We start from the raw sequence: 18469 nt of genomic DNA, 5'->3' as shown, positions 1-18469 counted from the left end.
CGACAACGTTCAATAGGAGCACGCCATGCGCCTTGAAGGTTCCTGCCACTGCGGCGCGGTTTCATTCAGCCTGAGCTGCGTCCATCCCTATCCGTATCAGCGCTGCTATTGCTCGATCTGTCGCAAGACCCAGGGTGGTGGCGGCTATGCGATCAACCTGGGAGGCGACGCCACCAGCCTCAAAGTGCGCGGGCGCAAGCATATTGCGATCTACCATGCCCGGCTCAAGGATGAGGGCGCCCAGCGCGCCCATAGCAGTTCGGCCGAGCGGCACTTCTGCAGCGTGTGCGGCAGTGGCCTATGGCTGTTCAGCCCCGAATGGCCGGAGCTGATTCACCCCTTCGCCTCGGCCATCGACACGGCGCTGCCTGTTCCGCCAGAACACACGCACTTGATGCTCGGCTCGAAAGCATCCTGGGTCGAAGTCGAGGTTAAACCCAAGGACCAACAATTCGAGGCCTACCCGCAAGAATCCATAGCCCAGTGGCATGAACGCCTGAATTTGAGCCGTTGAAAGGATGGCTCATGCCCCATCGCGAACAGGATGCTCGCAATGGGGCTCGACAACTACAACCGTTTAATTGCAATAACACCCCCGCAAAACATTGACACCATTCCCCCTTATATAAACTTGCAACGAACAACTGAGCTCATTATTGTCCGCACTGCAATGGCATTTAGTTGTGAAACTTAATAACTTACAAGCACCAAGGAATGGTCATGAAAAAAGAATACTTATTTATACTCTTCGCCATATTGGTACTGGCAACGCCCCTTCACGCCAAAGACCTCGGCGAAGGCTTGGCCAATGAGTCGGGCGCCGTACTGCTGAAGAACAACGATAACCGCTACACACACTGGAACGGCGTGGGCAAAATGTTCCTGAATGAAGCGCCCGCCTGCACCGCGAGCTTGCTGGACACCCGTGACGAAGCCAACCTCGCGACGGGACCGGCGTACTTGCTGACCGCTGCGCATTGCATACCGGGCGTCAGTGGCCCGCCACCTTCAGGTAACTATAAAGAGTCGGTAAAATTCAACTACTTCAACGACACTTACAACACCTCTGAAAGTTACGCGATCAAGGCTGCCGTATGGCAGGACTATGGCAATAGCGATATCGCTCTTTATGAACTTGAAGTTCCACTGTCTACTCTGATTGCCGACGGAATAACCCCATTACGCCTTGCTTCACAATGGTCTCGAGCGTCCACGGATGTACTGATCGTGAACGCACCGGAACACCTGCCCGATTCAGGACTGCGTCTGGCGGCCTGCGCCCAGCAGTACACGTCGGCGGACTTGGTGGAAGGCTACCGTGCCTATGTCGGCGCATTGAAAAACCGCTGCAAACAGGTGCTGCCGGGGTCGTCCGGAAGCCCCATCTTCGACCGCCAAAGTGGCCAGATACTTGCCGTCGTATCGACGAGTACCGGTGGCGCGCCCATTGAGAATCAATGCGCCAGTGATGCTCCGTGTGAGGCTCGCGATGGCAAAATCGAGTGGTTCGCCGATACCCACTACGGCCACCCGGCCGAGTATCTGGCCGGCTGCTTCAAAAAGGGTGTGTTCACCGACGTCGACAACGCCTGTACCGCTGCCCCAAGGTTCCCGATGGCGAACCTTGAGTATCTCCCCACCCGACACATCACACTGCCCCGGCGGGCCAACAGTCCCGCCCCGGTGATCAACACGGAGTTCTCAGTGAGCACGCCGTACTATCGCTACAAGACCACCCGAAATGCGGCAGACTGCCGATCGCCTCGCCGTTACAGCGACGTGATCAGTGCAGACAACGTGGTCCTCGACGCACCTATCACGAGGGAACCGGGCATGCACTACTTGTGCGTGATCGGTGTGGAGTCTGCCGATCAACAACCGGATGGCAATTTGATGAAAAGTGTCTGGATCAGCCCGACGCAAGCGTTGGAAAGAAAACCCACCGCAAAGCCCTGACCTGGCCCGGTTTCGTGCCGGTCAGTTAATGGCCGGCACACCGCTGTGGAAACGGAATTCCACATCCGGTGACTCGATGAGCGCCTGTTCGGCAGCCCGCACACGCTCGATCACCTGAGCAATGTCCTTCGCGTCCCCGTATTGGTAGGCCAGTTTCAGGTAACCCTGGAAATGCCGGGCTTCACTTTTCAGCAGGCCAAAGTAGAACTTGCCCAGTTCTTCGTCCAGATGCGGCACCAGCGCCTCGAAACGCTCGCAACTGCGGGCCTCGATGAACGCCCCCACCACCAGGGTATCCACCAGTTTGACCGGCTCATGGCTGCGCACCACTTTGCGCAGCCCGGAGGCGTAACGCCCCGCAGATAGCTGGCGCAATCCGATTTTGCGCTTTTTCATCAGGCGCATGACCTGTTCGTGGTGCACCAACTCTTCCCTGGCCAGCCGCGACATCATGTTGATAAGGTCAACGTGGGAATGGTACTTGGCGATCAGGCTCAATGCCGTGCTGGCAGCCTTGAATTCGCAGTTCTTGTGGTCAATCAGCAGCGTTTCCTGATCGGCCAGCGCGGCCTGGACCCAGCCATCGGGGGTGCGGCAGCCTAGGAACTCGTGAATTTCGGGAAGGATCATGGGGCTCACGGACATAAAGGGTTCAATCGAAGGGCGCCGATTATACCGGCCCATCGCCAGACCACCAGCCGCGACCGTTGATATGCATCAAGTCCCCGATGCGCGACCAACAACTATAGTTGTGCAACGTTGTGCTTTTTACTTTCTGGAGAGGCCGATCATGCAAGCCATTCGCAGCATTCTGGTGATCATCGAACCCGAACACGCGGAAAGCCTGGCGCTTAAACGCGCCAAGTTGATTGCCGGCGTGACCCAGGCTCACCTGCACCTGCTGGTCTGCGACCGCAAGCACGACCATAGCGCCATGCTGAGTGTGCTCAAGACCGCGTTGCTGGCGGACGGCTACAGCGTCACCACCGAACAGGCGTGGAACGAAAGCTTGCAGGACACCATTATTGATGTGCAGCAAGCCGAAGGCTGTGGGCTGGTGATCAAGCAACACTTCCCCGACAGCCCGTTGAAAAAGGCACTGCTGACCCCTGCAGACTGGAAATTGCTGCGCGCTTGCCCGACCCCGGTGCTGTTGGTGAAAACCTCGAAACCCTGGACCGGCGGTGTCATCCTGGCGGCGATCGACGTGGGCAATCTCGATGGTGAGCACCGCACGCTGCACGCCACTATCGTCGATCACGGTTTTGACATCGCCAGCCTCGCCAAGGCCCACCTGCATGTCATCAGCGCCCACCCCTCGCCCATGCTGTCGGCCGCAGACCCGTCGATGCAGCTCAGCCAGACTATTGAGGCGCGCTATCGCGAACAGTGCAAGGCATTCCAGGCCGAGTTCGATATCGATGATGAACATCTGCACATCGAGGAAGGTCCGGCGGATGTGCTGATTCCGTTCATGGCACACAAACTTCAGGCATCGGTAACGGTGATAGGCACGGTGGCGAGGTCGGGGTTATCCGGTGCACTGATCGGCAACACCGCTGAAGTAGTGCTCGATGCGGTGGAAAGTGATGTGCTGGTGCTCAAGCCGGATACGGTGATGGACCATCTGGAGGAAATGGTCGCGCAGCATTGAAATCATACATGTCGCCCTGCCCCTGTAGGAGCGAGCTTGTCGAGGCGTCGAACCGTCGCGATGGCGCCGTGTCAGCCAGCTGAGATGCCAACTGTGCCGGCCTCATCGCGAGCAAGCTCGCTCCTACAGGGATGTGACCTCCATTGTAGGAGCGAGCTTTTCAGCCGCCAAACGCATCCTTCAAGAACCCGGGCGCAATATAACGCTGGTAATGCGCCTCGGAGAGCAGGAAAAACTCCCGATCAATGGCATCACGCAACTCCGGCAGATTCCAGTCGCGGAATTCCGGCAGGAGCACCATCCCATAGGCCTCAAGGTTGGTGATCACCCGCGCGCCACGTGCAATCAACTGGTACGCCCAGCAATATTCCGACTGATGTGGCACGAAGCGAATCTTTCGTTGTTCCAGCTGCTGGCGCAGGCGTTCCTTGTCAAAAACCTCGAGCTTGGCGGCCATCACCAGGGACAGCAGTTGCTCCAGTCGTAACCAGACCGCACGTTTTTCCTCCTCGTTGTAACCATTCCAATTGATCACTTCGTGGTGGAAGCGCTTGCAGCCGCGACACACCAGATCTCCGTAAACAGTGGAGCAAAGGCCGACGCAGGGGGTCTTGATGGTTTGATTGGGCATAGGTCAACAAGCATGGGGCAGCAGGACAGGCGGGCATGTTAGCCCTTTGTCTAACATTCATCACCCCTCAAAGTTCAGGGTCGAACTTACCTTTAATTTTTTTTTGCCGTAGAATCAGCCTGCCTTTTTAGGCGCCAATGTCCGTAAGAAGCTGTTTTCAAAGCGTCACGAGCACAGTCGTTCCTTCAGAACGGTGTTGGCGAAGGGTTTTTCCAGCGGGGAAAAGCCCAACGCCAACCCTCATCAGCTCCCGTTCTGCAGGCGTAAAACTTTGAAAGCAGCTTCTGTAAGGAATTGCCGGTAATTCTGGCCAAGTGGCTCACAACGCCATGCAGCGCATGAGTACGGCAATTTCGGGATGAGCGTCCCGGACACCCATTTGGGACCACTGATGAGGGTAATAACTGTGCTTGAAGCCTACCGCAAACATATCGAAGAGCGCGCAGCACTGGGTATCGTTCCCCAGCCGCTTAACGCCGAACAAACTGCAGGCCTGGTCGAGCTGCTGAAAAATCCCCCGGCTGGCGAAGAAGCTTTCCTCGTTGACCTGATCACCAATCGCGTTCCGCCAGGAGTGGACGAAGCAGCCTATGTAAAGGCCGGCTTCCTGTCTGCCGTTGCCAAGGGCGAAGCGAAATCCCCTCTGATCGACAAAAAGCGCGCTGTTGAACTGCTCGGCACCATGCAAGGCGGCTACAACATCGTGACCCTCGTCGCCCTGCTGGACGACGCTGAGCTGGCACCCGTGGCCGCCCAGGAACTCAAGCACACCCTGCTGATGTTCGATGCCTTCCACGACGTGGCTGAAAAAGCCAAGAACGGCAACGTTCACGCCAAGGCCGTACTGCAATCCTGGGCTGATGGCGAGTGGTTCATCAAGCGCCCGACCCTGGCCGACAAGATCAGCCTGCGTGTGTTCAAGGTTACCGGCGAGACCAACACCGACGACCTGTCCCCTGCTCCTGATGCCTGGTCCCGCCCGGACATCCCGCTGCACGCCCTGGCGATGCTGAAAATGGCTCGCGACGGTATCGTGCCTGACGTCCAGGGCGTCACCGGCCCGATGAAGCAGATCGAAGAAATGCGCAACGGTGAATTCCCTGTTGCCTATGTAGGTGACGTGGTCGGTACCGGTTCCTCGCGTAAATCGGCGACCAACTCGGTCCTGTGGTTCTTCGGCGACGACATCCCGTACGTACCGAACAAGCGTGGCGGCGGTTTCTGCTTCGGCAGCAAGATCGCTCCGATCTTCTACAACACCATGGAAGATGCCGGCGCCCTTCCTATTGAATTCGACGTTTCCAACATGAACATGGGCGACGTGATCGACCTGTACCCGCATGCTGGCAAAGTCTGCAAACACGGCACCGACGAAGTCCTGGCCACCTTCGAAATGAAGACCCCGGTCCTGCTGGACGAAGTTCGTGCTGGCGGTCGTATTCCTCTGATCATCGGCCGCGGCCTGACCGAGAAGGCACGTGCCGAACTGGGTCTGCCACCGTTCGATCTGTTCAAGAAGCCTGAAGCACCCGCTGAAAGCACCAAGGGTTTCACCCTGGCGCAGAAAATGGTCGGCAAGGCTTGCGGCGTAGCCGGTGTGCGTCCTGGCACCTACTGCGAACCGAAGATGACCACCGTGGGCTCCCAGGACACCACCGGTCCAATGACCCGTGATGAACTGAAAGACCTGGCGTGCCTGGGCTTCTCCGCTGACCTGGTGATGCAGTCCTTCTGCCACACCGCGGCTTATCCAAAGCCGATCGACGTGACCACCCACCACACCCTGCCTGACTTCATCATGACCCGCGGCGGCGTTTCCCTGCGTCCGGGCGACGGCATCATCCACTCGTGGTTGAACCGCATGCTGCTGCCAGACACTGTTGGTACCGGTGGCGACTCGCACACCCGTTTCCCAATGGGCATCTCGTTCCCGGCCGGTTCCGGTCTGGTCGCGTTCGCCGCAGCCACTGGCGTCATGCCGCTGGACATGCCGGAATCGATCCTGGTGCGTTTCAAAGGCAAGATGCAACCGGGCGTCACCCTGCGCGACCTCGTGCACGCCATTCCTTACTTCGCCATCCAGTCGGGCCTCCTGACCGTTGAGAAGAAAGGCAAGAAGAACGCCTTCTCCGGCCGCATCCTGGAAATCGAAGGCCTGGACAACCTGAGCATCGAGCAAGCTTTCGAGCTGTCCGACGCCTCGGCCGAACGTTCGGCTGCCGGTTGCACCATCAAGCTGTCCAAAGAGTCGATCACCGAGTACCTGCAATCGAACATCACCCTGCTGCGCTGGATGATCGGCGAAGGCTACGGTGACGTGCGCACCCTGGAACGTCGCGCTCAAGCGATGGAAGCCTGGATTGCCAACCCTGAGTTGATGGTTGCCGATGCTGACGCCGAATACGCCGAAGTCATCGAAATCGACCTGGCCGACATCAAGGAGCCTGTGCTCTGCGCGCCGAACGACCCGGACGACGCTCGTCTGCTCTCCAGCGTTGCTGGCGAGAAGATCGACGAAGTGTTCATCGGTTCGTGCATGACCAACATTGGTCACTTCCGCGCTGCCGGTAAACTGCTGGATCAGGTCAAGGGTCAGCTGCCAACCCGTCTGTGGCTGTCGCCGCCGACCAAGATGGACGCTCACCAACTGACCGAAGAAGGCTACTACGGCATCTACGGCAAGGCTGGCGCGCGCATGGAAATGCCGGGCTGCTCGCTGTGCATGGGTAACCAGGCACGTGTCGAGCCGAACTCGACCGTTGTGTCGACTTCGACCCGTAACTTCCCGAACCGTCTGGGTGACGGCGCGAACGTCTACCTGGCTTCGGCTGAACTGGCGTCCGTGGCTTCCATCCTGGGTCGCCTGCCGACCGTCGAGGAGTACATGGAATACGCTGGCAAGATCGACAGCATGGCGGCCGATGTCTACCGCTACCTGTCCTTCGACCAGATTGCCGAGTTCCGTGAAGCTGCTGCGAACGCCAACATCCCGGTCGTTCAAGCCTAACGCTGCAACGCAATGAAAAGCGCCGCCCATCGTGAGATGAGCGGCGTTTTTTTATGCCTTGCGAAACATCAATGCATGAAACCTTCCATGAAACCGGCGACGCTACTGGCGAGCCTGCGCCGCCAGGGCGCGGTAGCCGGATTGGCGAGGACCTGGTCTTCGTGGACGAAGCTGCGGATGATTGCGTTGTAACCGAGCCAGCGGCAGGGTTCCGGCTCCCAGGCTCTGAGAGACCCCAGCCCGCCTTGAGGGATGACCCAGGGCTGGTGCACCAGCTCGCTGTCGCGCTGCAGGATCAGATCGGCCAGGGTGCGCCCGCCCAGGTTGCTGGCCCCCACACCTTCACCGCCGTAACCACCCGACAAGGCAATGCCGCTGGCGTGATCACACAACATGTGCGGCTGGAATCGCCGGGACATGCCCAGGTTGCCGCCCCAGCCGTGGGTGATGCGCACGTTTTTGAGTTGCGGGAACAACTCGCCGAACAGATAGCGACGCAGCTCGACTTCATGGCGGGTCAAATCGAAGTTCTCCCGCAGCCTGCCGGCAAACTGATAGCCGCCGCGCGCACCGAACACCAGGCGGTTGTCCGCCGTGCGCTGGCCGTAAGTGACCTGACGACTGCTTTCGCCGAACGCCTGGCCGCGGCTCAGGCCTATTTCGTCCCACGTCGCGGCAGGCAAGGGTTCGGTGGCGACGATCAGGCTCTGCACCGGCAACTGATAACGCCCCAGGCCCGGCAAGGTCGCGGCATACCCCTCCACTGCCGGCACGACCCACCGAGTACGCACAGAGGATTTCGCCGTGCGCAGGCTGCCCGATTGCCAATGGGTGACCGGGCTGTTCTCGTAAATCCTGACGCCCATCCGCTCAACGGTACGCGCCAGGCCACGTACCAGTTTCGCCGGGTGAATGGTGGCGACGTGCGGTGCAAAGATGCCGCCATAGGGCTTGGCGATCCGGATCTGTTGTTTAAGTTGCTCTGGGGTAAGCCAGCGATACTCACGTTCGCTCAAGCCTTGCAGGTAAAGCTTGTCCAGATAATCGCGCAGGCTGGCTTCCTGTTCGGGATAGCGTGCGGCGCAGTACAGCGCCCCGCCCTTGCGGTAATCACAGTCAATGCGTTCACGTTCGAGCACGATTTCCACTTCATCGGCGATGCCGTGCAGCAACTCGTAGGAAGCACGGCGCTGCTCCGCAGGCAGATTGGCCAGCAAGCGGTCTTCACCAAGAATATTGCCCATCAGCCAGCCGCCGTTGCGCCCGGACGCGCCAAAACCGGCGGTCTGCGCTTCGACAATGGCGATATTCAGGCCCGGCGCCTGCCGCTTGAGGTAATAGGCCGTCCACAGGCCGGTGTAGCCAGCACCAATGATGGCAACGTCGACATCCAGGTCTCGTTCCAGTGCCGGGCGCGCCAGCAGCGGCTCGTCGAGCTGATCCATCCACAAACTGATAGTGCGCCACGCCGGCATGCCAACCCCACCACTCGAACTTTAGATGGCGTTGATCCTAGTGCGTAGGCTCAGGGACTGTCTTGCGCGCGTGCACGCAAGGAAATTTGTTTGACGTACGCCTTGGGCGACAGGCCGGTGTGCTGGCGAAAACAACTGTAGAACGCCGATAACGAGTTGAATCCGGCGGCGAACGCAAGATCGTCGATGCGTAGCGGTGGCGTGGCGATGTCCAGTGCAGCCAGCAGATGGTGCAGGCGTGCCTGATTGACGTATCGGTAGAAGCTCAGGCCCAGCACCTGGTTCATCAGATAGGAGATCTGATTGCGGCTATAGCCACACTCCTTCGCCACCCGTTGCAGATCGAGTTCAGGGTCGAGATAGGGTTGCTGGCGCTCGAAATAGTGTTGCAGGTCTTCGGCCATGAAGCTCAACTGGCGTGCCGACAAACCCAGTCGACTGGCAGCCGGTCTTGGTGTGGCGTTCGACTGCCCGCAAGCTTGCTCGCGAACCAGCGACGCGTACTCGTTGACCCGCCAGATGAGCCCGTCGCGCACGGTAATTGCCTCGCTGGCCCGAAATGACACCAGCCCATCGCCGCCACGCAGGGTAATTCGATACTGGATAAACGCCGTGTCGCCGTCCAGACGGATCCGGTCCGTATGCTCCAGCGCCTCGTCCGGGTCGCGCGGCATGCTGCTGCGAACGTATTCGCGCAACTCATCAAGACCCATCACGCGGTTCTGGAAGAAGTCGTTGTAGAGCACATCCGGGTGATAAAGCGCCATGACCCCGTCCAGATCCCTGTGTTTCCAGCGCAGGTGATACCGCATGACCGTCTCGCTCGTGGCCTGGGTTTGCAGCGGACCATCATCTTCGGCGGGCATTGCGGGTCTCTACGGGAAAACAGCGAGCTTGCCGAAATTAGCCGGCGGCTTCAACGGGGATTCAGTAATAGCGTTTCGCCCAAGCACCCACACTGCTGTGACCTGGGTCAAAAAAAACTGAACCAATCGCCAAACGGCCTGAAAATTCCATATTCCTTTCACATCCAGATGCTACTTTTAACGAGTCACCGGTTGAGCCAATGAAGGCTCTTCCCTCCTGCACATGAGCTAAAGGAAGCGCTCGAACATGAAGGTGGGCAACATATGAATAAAGGGTTCAGCAAGGTCACTTTTCTAAACGCCTGCCAGTTGATGCGCTGGCATTTTCATCCCATGGGTTTCGAGGCGAGCATGGACGCCCCAGGCAGTATGGTCGCCCGTCTGTTTGACCGTGCCAGTGGCGAGACCATGATTGCCATCGCCGGCATTCCGTGCGCAACGGTCATGAATGCCGCAGATGTGGAACGAATAATCGAAGCGGTGGAGGATGAGCTTGAGTCGTTCATTCCACCGGTCGCGCTCAGGAGCTATGCCTGAGACTGTCCCCCTGTAGGAGCGAGCTTGCTCGCTCCTACAGGGGGGCTTCAACCGGCGCTGCCTTTGCGCTGGTCCGCAAAAAACGGCTTGCCCTTTCCGATCCGGTCCGAAGCCTTGGGCATATTCGCCACCTGTGCATCCTGCCCATCGACATACCAGTAGCAATGACTCGCCGCCCGCGTGATTCCCACATATGCCAAACGCAGGATTTCGTCTTTCTGGGCGTTATCGTAGGCCTCATTGTCGTTTGGCTTGCCCAGGCCGGCCATGCGGTAAACCTGATTTTTGTAAGGGGAGCTGGTCAGGTGCTGACAATCACCCAACAGGAAAACAGCGTCAGCCTGCAGCCCCTTGGCACTGTGGTAGGTCAGTTGCTTCAACCTTCGAGATTCGTACGGCAAGCTAGAATCTGCATTAAGTACCGGTTGAATATACTGTTCTATCAATGACTTATCGCTGCTTTTTCGATAAAGAATCAAGATTGAATCGCCCTGTTTGTAATGCTCCATTAATCTCAAGGCCATGGCTTGGTCATCACGATCCAACACATTGACGGGCCACAGGGATTTAGCTTCCCCGGCTGCCCTGGCCTTCTTGCCCGCGATAGCCGGTGCCGCGCGGACGATGTACTCGGCGGCGTCGATGATGTGTTGGTGGCTGCGATAGTTGTCGCTGAGCATGACCCTGCCGGTGCTCGGCGACGCAAATTCCTTGTTGAACTCCATAAAGTAACTGGGTGAGCTGCCCCGCCACCCATAAATGGACTGCCAGTCATCGCCCACGCAGAGCAGCGAGGAGCGCTGGGCACCACGGCCCACGTGCATCGCCGGCCCACGGCTGCGGATTTCGGCAAGGCTGGCGCGAATCCAGGAAACGATCTGCGGCGATACGTCCTGGAACTCGTCGATCATCAGGTGCGACAACGGTCGCAGCAGCTCATCACTGAGCAGCTTCTGGTTTTCCGGAGAATGCTCGCTGAAGAGCGCAAACATGCGGTTATAGGTCATCACTGGCGGTTTCTGATCCAGCAGATGATCTTCCAGTGCCCGCCAGTACAGGCTCAGGGCCTCAAAGAAAAAACGGTCCGGATCGTCCTTGGCGAAACTCATCTGGGCGACGGCGCTCGGCACGTCCAGGCCCAGGTTTTCGATAAACCCGGCTGCGGTGACAAAACAGTCGAGCAGTGGTGCCGAACCCAGTTCGCCCTTGACCTTGTAATCGAACCCCGGCCCGGCGCTGGCATCGCCAGCCAGGGACGCCAAGACTCGCTTGGACGACTCATAACTATCCAGCCATATCAATGGCTTACGACAGAAAGCTTGAAATAGGGTGCGCTTCACTGCCCACTCTGCACGGACGCTGAGCTTGGCATTCGGGCGGCTGACCTGGGGGTTCTCCCGAGGGTCGAAGCCCAGCACCACCCAGGCATCCAGGCTGGGAATGTAGCCGTGACAGTGAAACGTTGAGCCATTGATATCGAATGTCTGCCGGTTAGGTTCGATGCCCTTGATGGGCCAGGCACCCGCGGCAAACCACAGGTCTTCGACAAAATCGCACAGCTCTTCATCACGCTTGGCCGCGAGTTCGGTCACCGCGACGCGCTTCTGCACGTCCGGGTGATCGCGCTCAAGCTCCTTGAGCTGCAGGGCGTGGCGGGACAACGGCTTGATCAGTTCGCGAAAGCGTTCGTCACGGCCATGCAACTGGTGATAACAGGCGTTGAGCAACTGGCGCTGGGCGTCGTTGATGCGCAGATCGAACGGATTGCTGTCGGCCTCCTCATCCCCACTGTGCGGGCGATGACTGATGTTTTCGAATGCTTGCAGGCGCTCGAAACCCGGCAGGCTACGCACCATTGGCAGAATCCGCGAGTGGAAGGTTCGCACCAGGTCCCGCGCCTCTTTCAGGCTCAGCCTCTGCCCCCAGAGGGCAAACAGCTCGATCAGTTTGTTGATGAAGTCCTTGCGGGACTCCCGGGTAAAGGTCACTACCGTCATCGAATCCAGCTCGAAGCCCAGATAGTGGGTCAGCAACACGATGCGCAGCGCCAGGGTCGTCGACTTGCCGGCGCCGGCACCGGCGATGACCGATGTAGAGGGCGTTTCGCTGAAGATCATCTTCCACTGCGCGGCGCTGGGTTGGGCATAAGCAGGCAGCAACCGCGCCACGTCGGCCTTCATGCGCTTTTTCAACTCGGCATTCAGAGGCAGGCGCCAATCGTCGAACAGGTTGTCATCGACGTTGGGGGCACGGTGTTCGGTCGAGCGAGAATCGCGAATCAGCAAGACCTGGCGACCTTCCTCCAGGCCTTCGAGCTTGCCTTCCTTAAAGCCGTAGTCGACACCCGCACTGTGCCCGCTGCGAAACCCGTCGGCCTGGCCATGCAACCAGGAGGCCCGGTGCTGCGCACGCAAGCGCGTCAGGCCATGCCCAAAGAAACGGGCGGCCAATCGCTTGAGCAAAGGCATTTCAGCAAGGGGGCGAAGTTCAGGCGGAAGATCGGAGGTGTGTTGCGGCACGCGCTGGCTCCAGAGTGTAAGGCTGTTGAGGTCTATGGTGTCTGCATTTGCCTTTCAGTTCTAGTGAAATGCTTACAGGTCATTGGCTTATGCGATGAACTGAAGGTTGGATGAGAATGTTTCGAGGTCCAATCGCATCAGTCGATTCGATGGTAATGCTGCACTTTTTACGCTTTTTCTCGATGAGTGCGTGTTGGATGATGCTCGCCATCAATATCCAATTCAGGAGACGATCATGCTCGAACTCAGACCCTTCAAGTCCCTGGGCGGCGCCCACCACGGCTGGTTGGACGCGCACCACCACTTTTCGTTCGCCGAGTACTATGACCCCAATCGCATGAACTGGGGCAACCTGCGCGTCTGGAATGATGACGTGATTGCGGCCGGTACCGGGTTCCCGACCCATCCGCACCGGGACATGGAAATCATCACGTATGTTCGTGAAGGCGCGATTTCCCACCAGGACAACCTGGGCAACAAGGGCCGCACTGAAGCAGGTGACGTTCAGGTCATGAGCGCCGGGACCGGGATCGCCCACAGCGAGTACAACCTGGAAAGCACCGACACCAAGATCTTCCAGATCTGGATCATTCCCAATGAATCGGGACTGGCACCTTCATGGGGCGCGAAACCCTTCCCCAAAGGAGACCGCGAAGGCTTCGTCACCCTGGCCAGCGGCAAATCCGGCGATGACCAGAGCTTGCGGATTCGTGCAGATGCGCGGTTGGTGGCGGCAAACCTGAAGGCCGGTGAGTCTGCCGAATATCAATTGGACAGCGGCCGACGTGCTTACCTGGTTCCTGCCACAGGTGTCATTGAAGTCAACGGCTTACGCGCTGAAGCTCGAGACGGCGTCGCAGTGGCCGATGAGCAGGTGTTGCGGGTGACGGCGATCGAAGACAGTGAGATCGTGTTGGTTGATTTGGCCTGAACCTGCGGTTGCTACGGAGACTGTAGGAGCGAGCATGCTCGCGATGGTCGTTAACGGTAACGCTGGGTGTCTGAATGCCCGCGGTGCCTGGGCCACCATCGCGAGCGTGCTCGCTCCTACAGGTATGTGGGGATTGGGTTATTTCGTGGAAATCGCCCCATCCACCAGCGTCTGCGCTTCAGCCACCAACTGCTTGAGGTGCTCGTCGCTGACAAAGCTCTCGGCATAGATCTTGTAGATGTCCTCAGTGCCCGACGGACGCGCCGCAAACCAGCCGTTCTCGGTCATCACCTTCAGGCCGCCAATGGCTTGGTCGTTGCCCGGGGCATGGCTGAGGATACTCTGGATCGGTTCGCCCGCCAGTTCGGTCGAGGTGACCTGCTCCGGCGACAGTTTGCTCAACAGCGCTTTCTGCTGCGGGTTGGCCTTGGCATCGACGCGCACGGAGAACGGCTCACCCAGCTCGTCGGTCAATGCACGATAGGCCTGGCTCGGGTCGCGACCGGTACGAGCAGTCATTTCCGCCGCCAACAATGCCGGAATCAGACCGTCCTTGTCGGTACTCCACACGCCGCCGTCCTTGCGCAGGAACGAGGCCCCGGCGCTTTCCTCACCGCCAAAGCCCAGCGAGCCGTCAAACAGCCCGTCGGCAAACCACTTGAAGCCCACCGGCACTTCATACAGGCGACGACCGAGGCGCTTGGCCACCCGATCGATCAAACCGCTGCTGACCACTGTCTTGCCCACGGCTGCATCGGCGCGCCATTGCGGGCGATTCTGGAACAGATAGTCGATGGACACAGCCAGGTAGTTGTTTGGTGCAAGCAGACCGCCTGAGGGCGTCACGATGCCATGGCGGTCGTGGTCCGGATCACAGGCGAACGCCACGTCGAAGCGCTCCTTGAGACCGATCAGGCCCTGCATGGCGTGGCTGGACGAGGGGTCCATGCGGATCTGGCCGTCCCAATCCACGGTCATGAAGCGGAAGGTCGAATCGACTTCCTTGTTCACCACTTCAAGGTCCAGCTTGTAGTGCTCGGCAATCGCCGACCAGTAGCGAACCCCTGCTCCGCCCAGCGGATCGACGCCCAGACGCAGCTTCGCATCGCGAATGGCATCGAAGTCGATCACGTTGATCAAGTCGGCGACGTAGGTATTGAGGTAATCGTGACGATGGGTGGTGCTGGCCTTCAGCGCCTGCTCGTAGCTGATCCGCTTGACGCCGGCGAGCTTGTTTCCCAGCAGTTCGTTGGCCTTGGCTTCGATCCACTTGGTGACATGGGTATCGGCCGGACCACCATTGGTTGGGTTGTATTTGTAGCCACCGCTTTGCGGCGGGTTGTGCGACGGCGTGATGACGATGCCATCCGCCAGCCCTGAAGTGCGGCCACGGTTGTAGCAAAGAATCGCGTGGGACACCGCCGGGGTCGGGGTGTATTCGTCACCCTCGGCGATCATCACCGTGACGCCGTTGGCGGCCAGCACCTCAAGCGCCGTGGCGCCGGCAGGGGTGGACAGCGCATGGGTATCGATACCGACGAACAGCGGACCATCGATGCCCTGGGCTTCGCGATACAGGCAGATCGCCTGGCTGATCGCCAGAACGTGCCATTCGTTGAAACTCAGATCGAACGAGCTGCCCCGGTGTCCGGACGTGCCAAACGCCACGCGCTGGGTCGAGACGCTGGCATCGGGCTGGCCGGTGTAATAGGCCGTGACCAGTCGCGGGATGTCGACCAACAGTTGTGCCGGTGCCGGTTTGCCCGCAAAAGGACTGAGTGTCATGCAAAACCTCTGGAATAGAGTGGTTCAGGGATGGATCGCAGTTTACTGGCAGTTTGACCGCAACGCGATGGGATCGATCCACGGGCCCGCAACGATGTTTTGCATCCTGCTCAGTCGACGGACTCCAGCCGCAGTGCATCCCCCAACAAACTCAGCGCGGCCACCACATCGTGATCACCGTCGTAGGCATGGCTCAGGCGCAAATGCTGCGAATGCAGGCCCTGGAGGCTGAACAACTCTCCGGGCGCAATCACCACGTGATGCTTGAGCAGGCGCTGGAATACCCCGCGCATATCGACCTGGCGCAGGGAACGCGCCCAGATGGTCGCCCCGCCCTGAGGCTCGACCACCTGCAGGGCGTCGCCCAGACGCTCCTGCAACAGCTGCGTCATTTGCACTTTTCGCTCCCTGAGCAACCTTCGCAGCACCTGAAGGTGCTGGTCGATCCGGCCATTGCCGTACAAGCGGGCTATCGCCTTCTGCCGGATCGGCGACAAACGAAAAGCGCGCAACAGGAAATGCCGCTGTAATTGCTCACTCAGGTGCCGCGACAATAGATAACCGTAAGGGGCCTCGGGGCCGATGATTTTTTCGAACGTGGAGAACACGATCAGCCGTTCAGGGTCGAGCAGATCGCGAAACCGGGTGCTGCCCGGCTCGAATTCGAGCTCGCCGCAACAGTCGTTCTCCAAGACCCAGCAACTCTTTTGCGCCAGCAAATGCGCGACAGCCTGTCGGTTATCGTCAGGCGCCAGGCTGCCGCGTGGCACGTTCAAACCTGAGGACAGCATCACCAGTTGCACTCGACGGGTTTCCAGCAACCCTTCGAGCTGCGCCGTATCCAGATTGCCGTTGGCCTGGACCGGCCACTCGATCACCTGGACACCCGCTTCCTGCAGCAGGCGAAGAATGGTCCAGTCGCAGGGCGCTTCAACCACCACGGCGGCATCCTTGAGGTTCAGTACCGCAATCAGGATTTCCAGGACACCGCGCAGGTCCGCGCCGATGTACACGTCATCGGCATGCCAGCAGCGCACGGGCGATGTGGTGTAGCGCGCAGCCAGCGCGGTACGCAGTTCAAGTTCACCGCAAGGCTGCGCCGGTGGTTGCGGCAGGCGCGGGTACTGGCGGAGCAACTCGCGCTCAAGCAACAACAATGGGCTGTCGAGCGGTTGCAGCAGCGCCGGCTCATCGGCGCTGAAGACCATCATGCCCGGACGTCGGGCGCTGACGTACACGGTTTCGAGCAGATCGCCGTCGGCACCCGGCATACTCAGCGATGACACCGGCATCGCGTAATACCCCGACTTGGCCACCGAATAGACCCGCCCTTCCTTCTCCAGCAGCGAATACGCGTACTGGATGGTGGAGATCGAGACACTCAAACGATTGGCCAGTTGGCGCAACGAAGGTAAACGCACGTTGGTATCGTTGCCCGGATCGTTGATCAGGTGGGTCAGGTATCGGTACACCGCCTGATAGGCAAAATCGGTCTCGCGGGGTCCTTTCAACGTCCCGCTGACCATTCACCCGCCACCGCTGCCTCATGATCGGCGGCAAATCCGTCGAAGTCATCGAAAATGCTGTCTCTGAGCCCGCTCTCGACAGCAGGCACCGGCCCCATGCGATACAGCCTGCTGATCAGGTTGACCGGTAGACCGCTGACATCGACCATCCATTGCGCGATCTGCTCCGATACGGGACTGCCCTGCATCGCCCGGTGCAAGTCAGGCATGGCCACCAGCATGCCCGGGTGGCACTGGCGCAGGAACCGCTCAAGCCCGGCGCCGCTGTCGACGAAAGGAGCGAAGAGCAGGCACACCAACTGCGCCTCGCTCAACCCGAGACTCTTCTGCGCCTCCTCGCCAGCCAGGGCGCGCTGATCCGACACCCTCGCGGGATTGCCGAACACTTCAACCGCCTGCTCGCACAGGCGTTCAGGCAGACGCTTGCGGCGCATCATCACCAAGGCGCGCTGCAGGTAACCGGCGACACCCGACTCGTAACTGCCGCCATGCACGAAAGAGGCTTGCAGCCCGCGAATATGGGCGGAAATCATCGGACTGACGTAATCGTTCTCGCGCAGCTGCGCCGTGAGTTCGTCAGGCTGGAATCCGAGGAATTCAGTGAGCAGCGGCCAACGCTCCTCTCGATTGCTGACCAGCATGTCGTGAATATCGATAAAGGTGGAGCGACGACAGGCTTCGAACTGTTCGGCCGGACGCCATGGTGCCTGGTCCTGTGCGCCATGCAGCGCCCGGTAGAGATCGCTGCCCAGCTCATCGAGAACCGTATAAAGCTCCTCGAACCCCGTCCCCGCAAGACGCGGCGCTTTGAGCCCGGCCTTGCCCGCCGCTCGCTTCAGACCGTCGAGGAACCGTTTCTGCTGGCGCGGCGTCTCGCTGCAAACGAACGCATCAACCCCCCGATTCCAACGCGCCACCTGCCCATAGAACTCGCCCGTGGCCAGGTAGCCGTCATCCCAGAGGTCCAGCGGACCTCCCAGGGTCCGGCGATGGCCGACCATCAGCAGATTAAGACGATTGGCTTCACGGCCGGCGTCAGAAACGGGAGCCGGCTGGGTAAAGGGCAAGATCTGGCGGTGGTCGGCCGTCACCACCTCCACCCGCGGGTCATCGTAGAAAAACAAGGCGCTATTGCACCGGTGGAGGTTGTCCTGCGCCAACGCACTCACGCCGCTCCTGCGCAATGAAGCCACGCGCAACTGGAATGTCGCAGGAGCCCGGCCGGCAATGCTCAACTGCGCTGCCCGCAGCAGTGCCAAGGTGTAGCAACTGTCCCGGGACCCGGACTGAACGGCCAGCACCTTGTAATCACCAATGTGTTCCATGCCACCGGCGGTGACGACCAAACGCTGGATCAACAGCTGCAACGCCGTGCGTTCCGCTCGGGAAAAGAAACTCAGCAAACGTTGCAGCATTTGCTGATAGACATAGTTCATTGCCTGATCATGAATAAGGGTCATCTTTATTTACCTGATGCTCGTAAGTTCAGTAATGCACAAACAACGAAAAGCAGTGCGCAAACAGATTGTCTGCCACCGATGAAGTGCTGGATGTCACTCAAATGCTAACACCTTAGCCCTGA

The 18469-nt window shown here is 59.4% G+C and carries 14 protein-coding genes; 6 read left to right on the top strand and 8 right to left on the bottom strand.

What is annotated here, in order from left to right:
• The first annotated feature begins 25 nt into the window (after nucleotides 1-25).
• Both AB4N64_RS10045 and AB4N64_RS10040 read left to right on the top strand, forming a co-directional pair.
• On the top strand, nucleotides 26-514 hold the full coding sequence (locus AB4N64_RS10045; protein WP_460124902.1) for a GFA family protein: 489 nt from the start codon (nucleotides 26-28) through the stop codon (nucleotides 512-514).
• Nucleotides 515-720: 206 nt separating this feature from the next.
• Entirely contained in the window at nucleotides 721-1956 is a 1236-nt protein-coding gene (locus tag AB4N64_RS10040; protein ID WP_460124899.1) for a trypsin-like serine peptidase, read from the top strand.
• A gap of 21 nt (nucleotides 1957-1977) precedes the next feature.
• On the opposite strand, the gene AB4N64_RS10035 is transcribed toward AB4N64_RS10040, so the two are convergent.
• Complete coding sequence (locus tag AB4N64_RS10035; protein WP_460124897.1) at nucleotides 1978-2586, bottom strand: MiaE family protein; 609 nt, start codon at nucleotides 2584-2586, stop codon at nucleotides 1978-1980.
• A 160-nt stretch (nucleotides 2587-2746) separates the two neighbouring features.
• Between AB4N64_RS10035 and AB4N64_RS10030 the strand changes: the two genes are divergently transcribed.
• Nucleotides 2747-3610: a universal stress protein gene (locus AB4N64_RS10030; RefSeq protein WP_460124894.1), complete on the top strand. Its 864-nt coding sequence runs from the start codon at nucleotides 2747-2749 to the stop codon at nucleotides 3608-3610.
• Nucleotides 3611-3770: 160 nt separating this feature from the next.
• Here the strand turns inward: AB4N64_RS10030 and AB4N64_RS10025 are convergent, their stop codons facing one another.
• Nucleotides 3771-4241, bottom strand: a complete 471-nt coding sequence (locus tag AB4N64_RS10025; protein ID WP_460124891.1) for a DUF1289 domain-containing protein — start codon at nucleotides 4239-4241, stop codon at nucleotides 3771-3773.
• A gap of 406 nt (nucleotides 4242-4647) precedes the next feature.
• Here AB4N64_RS10025 and acnB point away from each other — a divergent pair, with 406 nt between their 5' ends.
• Complete coding sequence (gene acnB / locus AB4N64_RS10020) at nucleotides 4648-7248, top strand: bifunctional aconitate hydratase 2/2-methylisocitrate dehydratase (protein ID WP_460126695.1); 2601 nt, start codon at nucleotides 4648-4650, stop codon at nucleotides 7246-7248.
• Between the two features lie 68 nt (nucleotides 7249-7316).
• On the opposite strand, the gene AB4N64_RS10015 is transcribed toward acnB, so the two are convergent.
• Complete coding sequence (locus tag AB4N64_RS10015; RefSeq protein WP_460124888.1) at nucleotides 7317-8723, bottom strand: NAD(P)/FAD-dependent oxidoreductase; 1407 nt, start codon at nucleotides 8721-8723, stop codon at nucleotides 7317-7319.
• 50 nt (nucleotides 8724-8773) lie between these two features.
• Complete coding sequence (locus AB4N64_RS10010) at nucleotides 8774-9589, bottom strand: helix-turn-helix transcriptional regulator (protein ID WP_460124885.1); 816 nt, start codon at nucleotides 9587-9589, stop codon at nucleotides 8774-8776.
• Nucleotides 9590-9853: 264 nt separating this feature from the next.
• Between AB4N64_RS10010 and AB4N64_RS10005 the strand changes: the two genes are divergently transcribed.
• Nucleotides 9854-10126 carry a DUF1652 domain-containing protein gene (locus AB4N64_RS10005; protein ID WP_460124882.1) on the top strand — a complete coding sequence of 91 codons (273 nt, stop codon included), beginning with the start codon at nucleotides 9854-9856 and terminating at the stop codon, nucleotides 10124-10126.
• A 47-nt stretch (nucleotides 10127-10173) separates the two neighbouring features.
• Here the strand turns inward: AB4N64_RS10005 and AB4N64_RS10000 are convergent, their stop codons facing one another.
• On the bottom strand, nucleotides 10174-12645 hold the full coding sequence (locus tag AB4N64_RS10000; protein ID WP_460124879.1) for a UvrD-helicase domain-containing protein: 2472 nt from the start codon (nucleotides 12643-12645) through the stop codon (nucleotides 10174-10176).
• A 235-nt stretch (nucleotides 12646-12880) separates the two neighbouring features.
• On the opposite strand from AB4N64_RS10000, the gene AB4N64_RS09995 reads away from it, so the two are divergent.
• Entirely contained in the window at nucleotides 12881-13576 is a 696-nt protein-coding gene (locus AB4N64_RS09995; RefSeq protein WP_460124876.1) for a pirin family protein, read from the top strand.
• Nucleotides 13577-13714: 138 nt separating this feature from the next.
• On the opposite strand, the gene pgm is transcribed toward AB4N64_RS09995, so the two are convergent.
• From pgm to AB4N64_RS09980, 3 genes are all read right to left on the bottom strand, one after another.
• Entirely contained in the window at nucleotides 13715-15361 is a 1647-nt protein-coding gene (gene pgm, locus AB4N64_RS09990; protein ID WP_460124873.1) for a phosphoglucomutase (alpha-D-glucose-1,6-bisphosphate-dependent), read from the bottom strand.
• A gap of 110 nt (nucleotides 15362-15471) precedes the next feature.
• On the bottom strand, nucleotides 15472-16872 hold the full coding sequence (locus tag AB4N64_RS09985; RefSeq protein WP_460124870.1) for an aminotransferase-like domain-containing protein: 1401 nt from the start codon (nucleotides 16870-16872) through the stop codon (nucleotides 15472-15474).
• Complete coding sequence (locus AB4N64_RS09980) at nucleotides 16869-18347, bottom strand: hypothetical protein (protein ID WP_460124867.1); 1479 nt, start codon at nucleotides 18345-18347, stop codon at nucleotides 16869-16871. The genes AB4N64_RS09985 and AB4N64_RS09980 overlap by 4 nt, the downstream gene beginning before the upstream one ends.
• Nucleotides 18348-18469 lie beyond the last annotated feature (122 nt).

It is taken from the genome of Pseudomonas sp. S2_C03, from assembly GCF_054668405.1.
The sequence above is the reverse complement of the archived record's forward strand: the minus strand, read 5'-3'. Positions and strand labels throughout refer to the sequence as shown.